Origin of the sequence: Streptomyces flaveus (genome assembly GCF_014647675.1) — a bacterium.
Taxonomy (GTDB): Bacteria; Actinomycetota; Actinomycetes; order Streptomycetales; family Streptomycetaceae; genus Streptomyces; species Streptomyces flaveus.
This window is the reverse complement of record NZ_BMPQ01000020.1, coordinates 109,104-123,049: the sequence shown is the minus strand read 5'-3', so window position 1 is coordinate 123,049 and position 13,946 is coordinate 109,104. Positions and strand designations below refer to the sequence as shown.

Annotated in this window: 11 protein-coding genes; 2 read left to right on the top strand and 9 right to left on the bottom strand. The window is 70.2% G+C overall.

All coding sequences use genetic code 11. From position 1 onward, the window contains the following. Positions 1-2: 2 nt before the first annotated feature. From IEZ21_RS31365 to IEZ21_RS31335, 6 genes are read right to left on the bottom strand one after another with little or no spacing between them, the layout of a single operon-like run. Complete coding sequence (locus IEZ21_RS31365) at positions 3-1,388, bottom strand: alkaline phosphatase family protein (protein ID WP_189325239.1); 1,386 nt, start codon at positions 1,386-1,388, stop codon at positions 3-5. Then, positions 1,385-2,803, bottom strand: a complete 1,419-nt coding sequence (gene eboE, locus IEZ21_RS47905; RefSeq protein ID WP_246568321.1) for a metabolite traffic protein EboE — start codon at positions 2,801-2,803, stop codon at positions 1,385-1,387. The genes IEZ21_RS31365 and eboE overlap by 4 nt, the downstream gene beginning before the upstream one ends. A gap of 7 nt (positions 2,804-2,810) precedes the next feature. Further along, positions 2,811-3,677 carry a TatD family hydrolase gene (locus IEZ21_RS31350; protein WP_189325238.1) on the bottom strand — a complete coding sequence of 289 codons (867 nt, stop codon included), beginning with the start codon at positions 3,675-3,677 and terminating at the stop codon, positions 2,811-2,813. A 2-nt stretch (positions 3,678-3,679) separates the two neighbouring features. Continuing rightward, positions 3,680-4,315, bottom strand: coding sequence for an EboA domain-containing protein (locus IEZ21_RS31345; RefSeq protein WP_189325237.1), 636 nt, complete (start codon positions 4,313-4,315; stop codon positions 3,680-3,682). Between the two features lie 17 nt (positions 4,316-4,332). Next, complete coding sequence (locus tag IEZ21_RS31340; protein WP_189325236.1) at positions 4,333-5,238, bottom strand: sugar phosphate isomerase/epimerase family protein; 906 nt, start codon at positions 5,236-5,238, stop codon at positions 4,333-4,335. A gap of 50 nt (positions 5,239-5,288) precedes the next feature. After that, positions 5,289-6,236 (bottom strand): SCO3242 family prenyltransferase, encoded by a 948-nt coding sequence (locus IEZ21_RS31335; RefSeq protein WP_189325235.1) that lies wholly within the window; start codon positions 6,234-6,236, stop codon positions 5,289-5,291. A gap of 230 nt (positions 6,237-6,466) precedes the next feature. On the opposite strand from IEZ21_RS31335, the gene IEZ21_RS31330 reads away from it, so the two are divergent. Next, positions 6,467-7,945 carry a glycoside hydrolase family 3 protein gene (locus IEZ21_RS31330; RefSeq protein WP_189325234.1) on the top strand — a complete coding sequence of 493 codons (1,479 nt, stop codon included), beginning with the start codon at positions 6,467-6,469 and terminating at the stop codon, positions 7,943-7,945. 6 nt (positions 7,946-7,951) lie between these two features. Here IEZ21_RS31330 and IEZ21_RS31325 read toward each other — a convergent pair whose 3' ends face one another. The 3 genes from IEZ21_RS31325 to IEZ21_RS31315 all read right to left on the bottom strand — a co-directional run bounded on the left by IEZ21_RS31325 (position 7,952) and on the right by IEZ21_RS31315 (position 10,661). Then, positions 7,952-9,097: an RNA polymerase sigma factor gene (locus IEZ21_RS31325; RefSeq protein ID WP_189325273.1), complete on the bottom strand. Its 1,146-nt coding sequence runs from the start codon at positions 9,095-9,097 to the stop codon at positions 7,952-7,954. 17 nt (positions 9,098-9,114) lie between these two features. Beyond that, positions 9,115-9,522: a YciI family protein gene (locus IEZ21_RS31320; protein ID WP_189325233.1), complete on the bottom strand. Its 408-nt coding sequence runs from the start codon at positions 9,520-9,522 to the stop codon at positions 9,115-9,117. A 227-nt stretch (positions 9,523-9,749) separates the two neighbouring features. Next, positions 9,750-10,661: a hypothetical protein gene (locus IEZ21_RS31315; RefSeq protein WP_189325232.1), complete on the bottom strand. Its 912-nt coding sequence runs from the start codon at positions 10,659-10,661 to the stop codon at positions 9,750-9,752. Between the two features lie 1,261 nt (positions 10,662-11,922). Here IEZ21_RS31315 and IEZ21_RS31310 point away from each other — a divergent pair. After that, positions 11,923-13,737 carry a GDSL-type esterase/lipase family protein gene (locus IEZ21_RS31310; protein ID WP_189325231.1) on the top strand — a complete coding sequence of 605 codons (1,815 nt, stop codon included), beginning with the start codon at positions 11,923-11,925 and terminating at the stop codon, positions 13,735-13,737. Positions 13,738-13,946 lie beyond the last annotated feature (209 nt).

The following is a 13,946-nucleotide window of genomic DNA, read 5'->3' as shown; positions in this document are numbered from 1 at the left end:
TCCTAAGCGGCCTCCGGTGCGAGCCGTGCCAGCCGCAACAGCAGTGCCTTGACCTCCGTCGCCGCGTATGCCTCCCGCGCCAACTCCGGTTCGGAGCACAGGAGTACGGGCCCGTGGTCCGGGTCGTCGGGCAGTCGGCCGTGGCTGCCGCGTATCCCGGAGGGGTCCAGCGGGACGGTGCGGAGCCGATAGCGGAACCCGAGCTTCTTCCGGGCCACCTGGCCCACGGCCCGCAGCTTCACCGCCGGGACCGTCTCGTCGTACAGCAGCTCGGCCGGGTCGTAGCCGGGCTTGCGGTGGATCTCCACCTGGCGGGCGAAGTCCGGGGCGCGCTCGTCGTCCAGCCAGTAGTAGTACGTGAACCAGGCGTCGGACTCGGCGACGGCGACCAGCTCGCCGGAGCGCTCGTGATCGAGGCCGTACGCCGCCTTGCCCTCGGCGTCCAACACCCGCTCCACACCGCTGAGTTCACCGACGATCTTCGCGACGGCCTCGGTGTCGGCCGGATCCCGTACGTACACATGCGCCACCTGGTGATCGGCCACGGCGAACGCGCGTGAGGTCCAGGGGTCCAGGTACTCCATGCCGTCCTGCGTGTAGACGTCCAGCAGTCCGGCGCGGCGCAGGGCGCGGTTGATGTCGACGGGGCGGGAGACCGGGGTGATGCCGTACTCGCTGAGCGCTACGACGGTGGCGCCCTCGCTGAGGAAGTGGTCGATCAACGGGCGCAGTGCGTCGTCGAGTTGGCGGGCGGCGCGGGCGGTCGCGGGGGAGTCCGGGCCGGAGCGCTGGGGCTCGTAGTCCATCTGCGGGATGTAGACGAGGGTCAGGTCAGGGCGGTGCTCGTCGAAGACCTGGCGGGCGGCGCCGAGGATCCACTGGGTGGAGGGCATGCCCGCGTTGGGTCCCCAGTAGGTGAAGAGGGGGAACGGGCCGAGGCGGTCGGTGAGTTCGTCGTGCAGGGAGGGCGGCCAGGTGTAGCAGTCGGGTTCCTTGCGGCCGTCGGAGTAGTAGACGGGCCGCGGGGTGACGGTGAGGTCGACGTCCGCCCCCATCGCGTACCACCAGCAGATGTTCGCGACCTTGTAGTCGGGGTTGGTCTTCCGCGCCGTCTCCCAGATCTTCTCGCCGCCGACGAGCGCGTTGTGCTGCCGCCACAGCAGCACTTCGCCGAGGTCGCGGAAGTACCAGCCGTTGGCGACCGCGCCGTGGGTGCTCGGCGGTTCCCCGGTGAGGAAGGTGGACTGGGCGGTGCAGGTCACCGCGGGCAGGGTGGTCCCGAGCCGGGCCTGGAAGCCGCGTTCACCGAGGGCGGCGACGGCGGGCATATGGCGCAGCAGCGTCGGGGTGAGCCCGACGATGTCGAGCACGACGAGCCGGTCGGTCATGACGTTTCCTCCTTGAGGCCGAGACCGGTCAACCGGTCCCTGGCCCAGGTGAGTTCGGCGGCGATGCCCCCGGCCAGATCGGCGGGCGGCCGGGGCAGCACGGACCAGGTGTAGGTCTCCACCTCGATGTGGTCGCAGCCGGCGACCGGCCCGCCGAGGAGTCCGGCGAGTACGGCGGTGAGCTGGGGCGCGGTGGTACGCAGCGGGGGTTCGGGCTCGGCATGCAGCGGGGCGTGGAAGTGGACCCGCCAGGGGCCTCGGTCGGCGGGGAGCCCACCGGCCAGGGCCTCGGGGAGGTCGTCGACGCCGACAATCGTGCCCTCGCCCAGCGTGTCCCACCGGTCCGGACCGGCGGGCCCGCCGACGGGACTCGGCCCGGCGGAAGATACGCCGCCCCCGCCCGGCTGACGGGCGCATCCGGAGCCGTCGGGGCCGGTCGGCCCGCCGAGCCCGCAGACATGCCGGGTCCCGTCTGCCTGCTCGCCCGCCGCCAGCCCCCTCTGGCGCGGGATCCGGGGCCCCGCGACGCCGGGGCCCCGTCCCTCGCCCGGCCCGCTGAAGGTCCCCCAACTGCCTTGCGCAGCAACCCTCGTACGCGTCTGATGCAGAAACCGCGCCTCCGCCAGCCGCCCCAGCGCCGCGCGAGCAGCCGGATCGGCCGGATCGTCCGCCTCCACCGCGCACGACGCCTGCACCTTGACGACCGGCAGCCCGGCGGCGGCCAGCCGCGCCAGAGCGGCACCCGGGTCCTCGAACTGGACCGCGAGATGGCAGGTGTCCAGGCAGATGCCGAGCCGTTCCGGGTCCAGTCCGCCCAGTTCCCGTACCGCCTGCGCGGTCGTCTCGACCACGCACCCGGGCTCCGGCTCGAAGCCGACGCGGACCGGACGGCCGGTCTCGCGCTCGATCGTGGCGAGCCCTTCGGCCAACCGGTCCAGGGCACGGCGGGCGGTGTTGGCACGTTCGGCCGGCCAGGGCGTGCGCCAGGCGAGCGGAAGCGTGGAGACGCTGCCGCGGCGGGCGTCGTCCGGGAGGAGGGCGGTCAGGACGCGGGCGCAGTCGAGGGTGTAGTCGAGGCGGACCTGGTCCGTCCAGTCGGGGAGGTAGACGTCCTTCTTGACGACTTCGCGATGGAAACCGGCGTACGGGAAGGCGTTCAGGGTGACGGTCTCCAGACCCCGCAGGCTCAGCTCGTCCTTCAGCCGCGCCAACGCCCGCCCGTCACCGACGAGTTCGGTGACGACGTCGCGGGCCAGCCACAGGCCGATGCCGAGCCGGTCGACGCCGAGCCGTTCCCGCACGGGTTCGGCGTACGCGGCGAGCTGCGCGAGCACCCCGTCGAGGTCCTCCGCCTGATGGACGTTGCTGCAGTACGCGAGATGGACGGGCGTCCCGTCGGGATGGCGCAGGCGCATCGGCCGCTCACTCTCCGCCGCGCTTGATGGAGTTGCCCTGGTAGGTGGCGGACTCGTCCGGCTTGGGCTCGTCCAGGACCGGGTCGAGGTCCAGCCGTCCGCTCTGCCCGTAGAAGGCGACCGGGTTGCGCCACAGCACCTTGTCCACCTCGTCCGCCGCGAACCCGGCCGCCAGCATCGCGAGACCGGTCTTACGGGTCTTCAGCGGATCGCTGCGCCCCCAGTCCGCCGCCGAGTTGACCAGCACCCGATCACTCCCGTGCTCCTGGATGATCCGTACCATCCGGTCCTCGCTCATCTTCGTCTTGGGATAGACGGAGAACCCGGCCCAGCAGCCGCTGTCGAGGACCATGGAGACGGTGAGTTCGTTGAGGTGGTCGAGCACGACCAGCTCGGGCGCGATCCCCGACTCCCGTACGACATCCAGCGTCCGCCGCGTGCCCGCCTCCTTGTCGCGGTGCGGGGTGTGGACGAGGGCCGGGAGCTCGTGCTCGATGGCGAGCTGGAGCTGCCGGGCCAGGGCCTCGTCCTCCTCCTTGGTCATCGAGTCGTAGCCGATCTCACCGACCGCGACGACCCGGTCCTTGGCGAGATAGCGCGGCAGCTCGTCCAGCACCGGCATGCAGCGCGGATCGTTGGCTTCCTTCGGGTTGAGGGCGATCGTGCAGAAGTGCTGGATGCCGAACTGCGCGGCGCGGTACGGCTCCCAGCCCAGCAGCGAGTCGAAGTAGTCGTAGAAGCTCTCGGGCGAGGTACGGGGCTGGCCCAGCCAGAAGGCCGGTTCGACCAGGGCACGCACCCCGGCGGCGAACATCGCCTCGTAGTCGTCCGTCGTACGGGAGGTCATGTGGATGTGGGGATCGAAGATGCGCATGTTCAGGAGGCTCCATCGAGGGCGGCGGGGCGGTCATCGGCGGGGGCGAAGGCCCGGATGACGGGTGTGATGTCCTCCGGTACGGCGCGTCCGGCCGCGATCCGCTCGCGTGCGAAGTCGGCCAGCATCCGGGCGAGTTCGGCGTCGGCGCGCTCGTCGAGTCCGGCGACACGGCTCAGCGGGATCTCGTAGAAGACGCACTTCAGGACGGCCTGCCGGTACTCGTCGTCCGGTAGGTGTCTCGCCGCGTACGGTCCGAGGGCGGCCTCGATCAGCGTCGTGTCGTTGCCACGGAGTGTCTCCCGCACCAGGAAGAGGAAGCGTCCCTCGTCGTCGATCAGCGGCAGCGCGCGCAGTACGGCCCGCTGCTCGGCCGGGTCGCCGTGCCGGTGGAGCGCTCCCACGGTTTCGGTGAGCGCGGGGTCGTGCAGCGGCAGGGCGGTGAGCAGTACGGCGCGGGCGGCCTCGTCGATGGTCCAGTGGCCGTCGATCCTGGCCCGGCCGCAGCGGCGGCGGACGGCGGGGAAGAGGGCGCCGATGGCGGTGGGATCGGCGATGATGCGGTCGACGGCGGTGTCGAGCCAGGCGCGGGCCTCGGGTTCGAGGACCGTACGGAGTTCAGGTATGCCGGAGATCATGGTCGCGCTCTCTGTGCTTACTGTGTTGCTTGCGCTTCTTGTACTGCCTCTTGTGCCTTCTGCTCTCTCTGCTCTTTCTGAACCTTCGGTGTTCTCGCTGCTGTTCGTCGGAGGAACTCGATGGAGCGGCGGGCGACTTCGGGCGCGTCGAGCGAGCCGCCCTGGATCTCGACGGAGACCAGCCCCTGATGCCCGAGTTCGCCGAGGGCGGCCAGCACCGGGACGAAGTCGATCTCGCCGTCGCCGAATTCGAGATGCCGGTGGACACCGCGCACCATGTCCTCGATCTGCACATTCAGCAGGTGGGGCGCGGCCAGCCGTACGCACTCCAGTAGCGGGATCTCCTCGACGCAGTGCGCGTGCCCGACATCCAGCGTGATCCCGAACAGCTCATGCCCGCCGAGCCGTTCGCCGAGTTCCAGGCACCGCTCCACGGTGTCGACGAACATGTACGGCTCCGGCTCGAAGGCGAGGGCGACGCCGTTGGCCTCCGCCGTCTGCAGCACGGTCTCCATGCCTGCCGTGAGCCGCTTCCACGCGTCCTCCTCCGGCAGCCCCTTCGGCGCGGCACCACTGCACAGATGGACGGTGGGCGAACCCAGGTCGGCGGCGATCCAGATCGCCCGCCGCAGCAGATCGACGCGCCGCTGCGCCCCCTGAGACATCAGCGTCGGCTCGTGCTTGCCCCACGGGTCGAGTAAATAAGGCGCCCCCGTCTCGACCGTGACACTGAGCCCGTGCCACGCCAACTCCCCTGCCAGTTTGTCGACTTGACGCGGCAGGTCATCGGCGTACGGATCGAGGTGCCCATGGTCGAGCGTCAGCGCCACGCCGTCGTAGCCGAGGTCGGAGAGCACGGCGAGCACATCGCTCAGCCGGTGGTTGGTAAAACCGTTGGTGCCGTAGCCGAATCGCAGATCCATGAGTGACGTCCTCGGGTCCCTTTCGGGTCGCTTTCAGGTTGCTCTTCGGGTCAGGTCGGTGACACGCGCCGGGCCAGCCGCCGCGCCAGCGGATGCACGGCCCCCAGCACCGCCGCCACGCCGGGTGCCCCGCCCCGCGCGGTCAACGCCGCCTGCAACGGCACCATGCCCAGGATCCCGGCTCCCACCGCCCGCCGTACGTTCTCCCCCGAGGGCTTCCGTACGGCTCTGACCTGCGCCAGTCCGTACGTACCGAGATAGCCGAGCGCTCCGGCGGCGGCGACCGCGGCGGTACGGGCGTCAGGGCGTCGCCCGGACCTGGAGGGTGCGGCGCCCGCTGCCGCGAGCGCGGTCGCGGCCGACACCCCGAGGGTGGTCGCGGGCAGTCGCGCCGGGGCCCCGGAGATCTCGTGCCGACTGAGGGCGGTGAGCGTGTACGTATGCAGCCCGACCAGGGCCGCCGGCACGAGCCCACGCCTGCCGGACCCCGTGGACCCGTTTCTCGCCCCACCGGCCGCCACCGCGCCCGCGAGCACGTCCAGGGCCCGTGCCCCGGCCATCGCGGCGGGCCCGGCCTTCGTCGACTTCAGCTTCAGGTCGTACGCCCAGACCAGCCCCGTCAGCGGCAGCGCGACACCGAGTCCGCGGCGACCGCCGGAGAGGGCCGCGAGTCCGAGACCCGCGGCGGTCAGACCGCAGGCCAGGGAGAGGGCCGTACGGCGTGGGACGCGGCCGGAGGGGACGGGGCGCTGGGGGCGTTCGACGGCGTCGACGGGGGCGTCGGCGTAGTCGTTGAGGGCCATTCCGGCCCAGTAGAGACAGACGGAGGAGGCCATCGTGCCTACCGTCCGCGGTCCGAGCGGGCGTCCCGCCGCGGCGGCTCCCGCGAGTATGTCGCCCGGCACACTCAGCGCGGCCGGGGCGCGTACGAGACTTGCCAGGTCAGCGAGGCGCACGGGCCGGGATCCGAAGCGGACGTCCGCTTTCCGGTCGTTCATGGAAGCAAGTTACACGCGCTCCTTGAACATTCATTCTTGTGATGTGTGGGGATTGCGTGACGAATGTGGCCACGGGTGGATGTTTACGTCTCTGTGCCGAGTGCTCCGTGTGTGGAGGGGGACGGAGCGTGACGCGGTCGGGGGCAGGGCTGTGAGGGGCGACGGATGGCTGAATCGACCATCCATCCACATCATTGACTTTCGGCTGAGTCAACCACAGGATTCCCGGCGTGACCCCCACCGAGCACACGTACGCCGGTCCGGCCCTCCCTCCCGACCTGGACGAGGCCGTCCACCGCTGTCTCGTCGCCGGATTCGACGGCACCACGACCGTCCCCGACACCCTGAAGCGGCTCATCGACCGTGGCCTCGGCGGCGTCATCCTGTTCACCCGCAATGTGCGCGACGCGCAGCAGGTCCGCGAACTGACGGACGCGCTGCGGGACTTCCGCCCCGATCTGCTGGTGGCCATCGACAACGAGGGTGGCGGCATCGGGCACCTGGTGAGCGCGGGCGCCCCCGAAGTCCCCGGCTCCTTCGCCCTGGGCGTCGTGGACGACACCCGGCTCACCGCCCTGTGCGCCGACGCACTGGCCGGACATCTGACCTCGCTCGGCATCACGGCCTCGTACGCCCCCGTCGCCGACCTTCAGCACCATCCGCTGAACCCGATCGTGCGCACCCGCTCCTTCGGCGCCGATCCCCAGCTGGTCTCCCGGCATCTGCGCGCCTGGATCACCGCGACGGAGGCGCGCGGCGTCGCCTCCTGCGCCAAGCACTTCCCGGGGCACGGGGGCACCGTCACCGACAGCCACCACGATGTGGCCGTCGACCCACGGGCGTACGACGAGCTCGACCTCGACCCCTTCCGGGCCGCGATCTCCGTCGGGGTGCCGATGCTGATGAGCGCCCATGTCGTGTTCCCGGCGCTGGATCCCGACCGTCCGGCCACGCTGAGCCCCCGCGTTCTGAGCGGCCTGCTCCGTGATGAGCTGGGCTTCGACGGGGTTCTGGTCAGCGACGCGCTGGAGATGAAGGCGATCGCGGACAGCTACGGGGAGGCGGCAGGGGCGCGGCTCGCCCTCGAGGCCGGGGCCGATCAAGTCATCGTCGCCGTACCGGACTTGGGGGTCACGGTCGGCTGCCGGGACGCGGTGCTGGACGCGGTGGGCAGCGGCGCGCTGTCGATGGAAAGGGTGCAGGAGGCCGCGGGACGGGTCCGGCGGCTGGCTGAGCGGTATGCGGAGCCGGTGGCTTCGGACGCGGTCGCCAGGTGGGACTCCGGTGCCGGCCTTGAGGCGGCGCGGCGGGCGGTACGGACGCCTGCGCCGCATGTACGGGGCGCCCATGTCGTCGACCTCTTCCCACCACCGCATCCCGCGCTCAACTGGGGCGGCGAGGACCTGCTGACGGAGGTACGCGCCCTCGACCCCACGGCCACGGGGACGGTGGTCACCCGGGCTCCGGCGGACGTGGCGGGCCTCGCCGCCGAGATCCTGCGACGGGCCGAGGACGCGCCGCTGGTGGTCGCCACGTACGACGCCGGGCTGCACCCCTGGCAGGCCGCACTCCGGGATGCGCTGCTGGCCGGGCGTACGGATGTGGTCCGCGTTTCGACGGGTCTGCCGGACGGCGGTGCCGTGTGCTCGTACGGGCGGGGGCAGGTGAATCTGCGGGCGATGGCGGAGGCGCTGGTGTGCGTTGCCTGAAGTGCGTCAGCGACTTCGGCGGGCGTTGAGCCGGGCAGCCTGGCGCGTCAGGTGGGCGCGTTCGGCGAGGTTGGGTGCCTTGTGGGCCGCCTCGGAGTACAGCCGTGCCGCCGTCGTCAGGTCGCCGTCGCGTTCGTGGAGGTAGGCCGCCACCGCGGTGTGGCGGGGCAGTGAGTCGTCCAGCGCCGCGAGGGCCGCCAGGCCGGCGCGCGGTCCGTCGGCCTCGCCGACGGCGACCGCACGGTTGAGCCGGACGACCGGGTTGTCGGTCAGGCGGGCGAGCTCGTCGTACCACTCGACGATCTGCACCCAGTCGGTCTCCTCGGCGGCGGGTGCGTCGGCGTGCAGTGCCGCGATGGCGGCCTGGGCCTGGAACTCACCGAGGCGGTCGCGGGCGAGGGCCGCCTGCAGGATCTCGACACCCTCGGCGATCGACTTCGTGTCCCACCGGCCGCGGTCCTGCTCGGCGAGTGGCACCAGGCTGCCGTCGGGTGCGGTCCGGGCGGCGCGCCGGGCGTGGTGGAGCAGCATGAGGGCGAGCAGCCCCGCCACCTCGGGGTGGTCGATCGCGGCCGCGAGCTGCCGGGTGAGCCGGATGGCCTCGGCGGCGAGGTCGACGTCGCCGGAGTAGCCCTCGTTGAAGACCAGGTAGAGGACGCGCAGCACGGTGGCGACGTCGCCGGGCTGGTCGAACCGCACGCCGGAGACGGTGTGCTTGGCCCGGCTGATCCGTTGCGCCATGGTCGCCTCGGGCACCAGATAGGCCTGGGCGATCTGGCGGGTGGTCAGCCCGCCGACGGCGCGCAGCGTGAGCGCGACCGCGGACGACGGCGTCAGCGACGGGTGGGCGCACAGGAAGTAGAGCTGGAGGGTGTCGTCCACCGTGGGCGCGGGCCCGGGCGCCGGCTCCTCGTCGACGAGGTCCTCACGCCGGCGGCGGGCGGCTTCCGCCCGGGTCGCGTCGAGGAACTTGCGCCAGGCCACGGTGACCAGCCAGCCCTTCGCATCCCGCGGCGGGTCGGCGGGCCAGACGCGGACCGCCTCGATGAGCGCGTCCTGCACGGCGTCCTCGGCCGCCGCGAAGTCGGCTCCGCGGCGGACGAGGATGGCGAGCACACTCGGCGTGAGGCTCCTGAGCAGGACCTCGTTCACCTGGTTCACCTCGTAGGTCACTCCGTGATGGTGGGGGACACGCCGTAGAACGGGCGCAGTTCGAGCCACTCGTGGATCGGCTCCCCGCCCTTCCCAGGGGCGGCCGACAGCTCCCCGGCCAGCTCGACGGCGCGCTCGTAGCTGTCGACGTCGATCACCATCCAGCCGGCGATGAGGTCCTTGGTCTCGGCGAACGGGCCGTCGGTGACCGGCGGGCGCCCCTCACCGTCGTAGCGGACCCACGTGCCCTCGGGGGCGAGCGCCTGGCCGTCGACGAACTCACCGGTCTTCTCCAGCCGGGCCGCGAAGTCGTTCATGTACTGCACGTGGGCCGAGATCTCCTCCGGGCTCCACTGGTCCATCGGCACGTCGTTGGCCGGAGCCGGGGCGCCGCGGTAGTGCTTCAGCAGCAGGTACTTGGCCATGGTGGTTCTCCTCGGTGCCGGTGCGACCCATTGTGGGCGCGTTCACCTCGGGGACGGAGCCGGTCACGGGTTCTCGACATCGCCGGCCAAGATTTTTTGGCGTTTTTTCTGGCTCTCGTGGAGGAGCAAGGAATCAGGGCCCCCGGTGCTCGTGGACTTCGACGTCCGCGAGCTGCCAAGAGGCCCTGATTCCGCAGGTCAGGTCAGCGATCAGGTCAGGTCAGCGATCAAAGCTCGGTTTTGGGGCTGCTCCTACTGGGGTCCAGGAACAGCTTCCAGAGTGCGGTGATGAGGACTGCCCACTCCGACGCCTGGTTGTCGCCCTGCTGCTGTGCTATCCCCAGGAGATCACTGTTCGTCGCTTCGAACTCCGGGTTGTTGACGGGGGCGTCGTTGCTGTTGGCGCCGGGGGTCTCCGGCCCTTCGGCGGGCTGGTCGGCCAGTTCCTCGGCGGTGGGCGTCTCCTCCGTGACCTGCACAGCAGCGGCACCTGCTGTGGGATTGGGGCAGGTGAAGCCACTCCCGCTCGCCTGGCACACGGGGGCCGGCACGGGCATGGTCACGTCCGATGCGTTGGGGCCCTCCAGGTACTGGTAGAGGTGGAAGTCCGTGTAGTGGTTGGGGGTGTAGAAGATAAAGCCATTGACTTCGTCCCGGACGATCCGCTCGTCACCGCGATTCGTGCCCCGGGTCGGCCGGATGTTGATGTCGAACTCGAGGAGCTGCGGCTCCTGCGTCCCGGGGATGCTCCGGATGAAATTGGTGAGATCCCCGTTGGCGGCGTCGAGGAAGAAGCCGCCGCGCATGATGTGGCCGACCCGGTTTGTCGCTGCGTTCGTGGGGTCGTTGGGGTCGCTCATGTCGATCCGGTCGCTTCGCCTGCCGGCGGGGAAGCCCCGGCTCATCCAGTAGGCGATCGCGGTATCCAGTTTCTCCGTCGGGAACTGGAAGTTCTTGCCGTCGTCGACGGCGGCGCTCGCCTCCTGCTCCTGGGACGAGACGAACCACGTTCCGCCGCCCAGCAGCGTCGCCACGGCGAGGAAGAGCGCCAGGAACTTCCCGCTGAGCCATCGGGAACGGCGTCTGTGAGCGCGGGCGCTGGGCGCCCGCCCGGCGCCGGAGGCTGGGGTCATCTCCATGGTTGCTCCTTGAATCGTGGCGTTGTTGGTTGTCGATCGAGGGCTGATGGCCGCTTCGGCCCCCAACGGGCAGTCGGTGCTTCAGTGATCTGTGCGAGGCATCGCATGGAGGGCGGAGTGTGCTCGCCCCCTTCCGATGTCTTCTGTCTTCCGATGCCTCCGTCGTCCGCTCGGGGGGCGGACGACGCCGTGCGCATCCAGGAGTTGCTTCCGGCTGGACACCGGCGAGGTCGGTGGGATGTACGCGGGCCGTGTCACACCAGCCCCGGTAAGTCACAGCAACCTCACAGGCCGCATGGTCGGCGGAGTCGCACTTCCGTCACCAGGGTCATTTGTCCCAACCGGCGGGTATTGTTGAGCGTTCAAGATCCAGGCCGAGGGTTCCCGTCAGGCCGCGCATCGGGCAACACGACCGTGACCAAAGGCTGTTGAGCGCGTTGGCGGAGGCGTCGCAGTGCGCTGCGGGTGAGTGTGTCCTGTGCCACAGGGGTGGCGGGGTGTCCCGTGCACCGACCGGACCCTGTGCCGTGGCTTCGACTCCCTGAAGTCCGCCAACCGCAGATGCGGGATCGGCACTTCATGTACGTACGTGCCCTCGTCCCTGTTCGGCAGAGACGGGCTGCCCAACCCCGGAGGGCACGCCTGCCCTGAAGCGTCGGCGGACCCGCACCAGGCGCGCGGCGTCTTCGCGGGGATTTGTGAACGCAACGCGCGTAACTGTGAAGGTGTGGTGTGTCAAAACTGGCCGGAATCGGGCGTGCGGATGAACGTTGCGTGGGCGGGTGAAGGTGGGCGGGGCCTGCCGGTCTGCGTTCAGGCGTGGTCTCGGGTGTCGAGGTGGCGGCGGTGTCCACGCGGGCGGGCTACGGGGAGGGGGCAGGGCTGGGCGCGTCCAGCCTGGACGGGGGGACGGGTATGCGAAGCCTCTAGTGGGCGCGGGCTCCTTTTGGTCGAAAACTCATCTACCAGGGGTTTTTCTCGCCTGTCGGCGCAACTGCCCAGCTTTCTTGGGGAGGTTGAAAGGGCTTAATCATTGCCCGATGACAGGGGTATGTGACATCAGTGGCAGCTGATAACCTGCGCGAACTCTGAAGCCGCTTGAGGCCCCAGGGTCCCCTGTAATGGACGCGGCGAGATGTCGCTTCATCGGCCTCGGACCGCCCCGAGGTGACCGGCACCGGCCTCCGGGCCGAAGCCCGGCGGGCCTGGCGAAGGCCGGCTCTTCCGGGGGCATCTTCGAAGGCGCAAAGGAAGTAGACGAATGGAAAAGACCCCGATAACGGGCGCCGGGCCGACGCCCGGCGCCCGCGCGCGCAGACGCCGCCCCCGATGGCTCAGCGGGAAGTTCCTGGCGCTCTTCCTCGCCGGGGCCATGCTGCTGGGCGGCGGCGCCCTGGTGCTCCCGCAGTTGCAGAAGCAGGCCGATGCCGCCGACGAGAACCTTCGGGCCAACTGGGAGCTCGGCGACGGGCCGGAGGGGGCCACGGCCTACGGCGCCTTCATCAAGGAGCTGCAGGCCATGCTCGGCCAAGCCCAGATCGTCGTCGCCTCAGACGGCAACCGGAGGCCCGTCTACACCACCAACCCCAAGTCGGACCAGACCGTCACCATCAACATCATCCCGGAGCTTGGATGGACGCTGTCCGTGGTGGTCAACCTCAGCAACCTGTACGTCACGCAGCTCTCCTGCACGGCACTCCCCGATAGTCCCGGGTACAGGTACCTCCTCACAGAGGACGGCAAGGCGCCGGAGCCGAAGGAGAAGGACACCTACTACTTCCCCGAGGGATACGACGCCTTGGCCGGGCAGAAGTATGCCGACCGGGGACTCACCGACGTCCAGCTCGGAAACCAGGCCTTCGACAACGCCGTACAGTCCATGTGCCCCCAGGGTGGGAAGGCACCTGTTGTCAAGGATGCGGCGAGGGGGGTCCAGACCCTGATCGTCGGCATCTCGGAAGCGACGCGCATCCGCCAGATCGCCCAAGCCGGCGGCAAGGCCATAAACAACTTCCAGTCGCACACCCTCAGCGGCGAGGACGTGAACGCCATGCGCAGCTGGGGCAAGATGAGCGCCGTCTACCGCGACAGCAGCGCCCCTTCAGTCACCGTCTACAACCTCCCGATCAACGACGGCCGGGACGCGGCGCGCATCCTGATGGTGGCCCTCGGAGGCGATACCCCGTCGGCCCAGCCCTCCACCGGAGCTGCCCCCGCCCCCTCCGCCGACGTCGGAGAGGCGACACGCAAGGATTACGTCGCCCTCGGTGACTCCTACTCGGCAGGCACCGGTGCCGGGCCGTACCTGCCCAACGACGGCACGATCACGGCGCCCGGCCCCGACCTGAAGGTGATCAACCCGCCTGCCTCGGTCAACCACAACGGCAACTGCCAGCGCAGTGAGCAGGCTTACGGCCCCCAGGTCGCCAAGGAGTACGGCGGGCCGCAGGGCTTCATCGGCAGCTTCACCTTCGCCGCGTGCGCCGGGGCGGTCTCGCAGGACGTCGTGGACAAGCAGCTGGCGGCACTGAGCGCGGACACGGACCTCGTGACGCTCACCATCGGCGGCAACGACGTCAAGTTCGCCACCGCGATGGCCACCTGCGCCGCGCCCGAGCCGTGGGCGGAGGCCTGCGGGCTCGGACTGACCCGGTCCGTGGAGGCCATGCGCGACCCGAAACTGGCGGGGCAGCTGGCGGCGACCTACGCGAAGGTCCTGGACGCCGCACCGAATGCCCGCCTCATCGTCCCCGGCTACCCCAAGCTGTTCGACGTGAACGCGAGCTGCACCTTCACCCAGAACCGCTTCAACCCCTACCCGGAGGTGCGCAAGCAGATGAACGCCGCCGCCGTGGAGCTCAACAAGGTGATCCAGGATGCGGTGAAGCAGGCCGGCAGCCGAGTCCAGTTCCTGGACGCCCAGCCGTTCTTCGACGGACACGGCATCTGTGACTCTGACCCGTTCCTGACCGACCCGGCCAGCGTCGGCGCCTCCGCGCTCAACGACTCCTACCACCCCAACACCAAGGGACACCAAGCGTACGCGTCCCTGGTCGCCCGGGCGCTCGGCGCCTGATCCCTGCCCCCGCCCGCCCCACTCCTCCGCGCCCAGCCCCGAGGAGTGGGGCAACACCCTCGCCGACCCGATCCGCCCTGGGTGAGCTGCCCCCGGTTCCGCCGCCGATGTGCCCCGAGTTCGCTGGAGTCGGACGGATGAACGTCACAAAGGCCGCATACACCCCCTTGCTCACTCTTGTCGCATAGTGATATTTCGTAGGACCCTCA

Excerpts from the sequence above, each read along its gene's own strand:
- IEZ21_RS31365 (WP_189325239.1), bottom strand. The coding sequence starts at position 1,388 with ATGACCGACCGGCTCGTCGTGCTCGACATCGTCGGGCTCACCCCGACG.
- eboE (WP_246568321.1), bottom strand. The coding sequence starts at position 2,803 with ATGCGCCTGCGCCATCCCGACGGGACGCCCGTCCATCTCGCGTACTGC.
- IEZ21_RS31350 (WP_189325238.1), bottom strand. The coding sequence starts at position 3,677 with ATGCGCATCTTCGATCCCCACATCCACATGACCTCCCGTACGACGGAC.
- IEZ21_RS31345 (WP_189325237.1), bottom strand. The coding sequence starts at position 4,315 with ATGATCTCCGGCATACCTGAACTCCGTACGGTCCTCGAACCCGAGGCC.
- IEZ21_RS31340 (WP_189325236.1), bottom strand. The coding sequence starts at position 5,238 with ATGGATCTGCGATTCGGCTACGGCACCAACGGTTTTACCAACCACCGG.
- IEZ21_RS31335 (WP_189325235.1), bottom strand. The coding sequence starts at position 6,236 with ATGAACGACCGGAAAGCGGACGTCCGCTTCGGATCCCGGCCCGTGCGC.
- IEZ21_RS31320 (WP_189325233.1), bottom strand. The coding sequence starts at position 9,522 with ATGGCCAAGTACCTGCTGCTGAAGCACTACCGCGGCGCCCCGGCTCCG.
- IEZ21_RS31315 (WP_189325232.1), bottom strand. The coding sequence starts at position 10,661 with ATGGAGATGACCCCAGCCTCCGGCGCCGGGCGGGCGCCCAGCGCCCGC.
- IEZ21_RS31310 (WP_189325231.1), top strand. The coding sequence starts at position 11,923 with ATGGAAAAGACCCCGATAACGGGCGCCGGGCCGACGCCCGGCGCCCGC.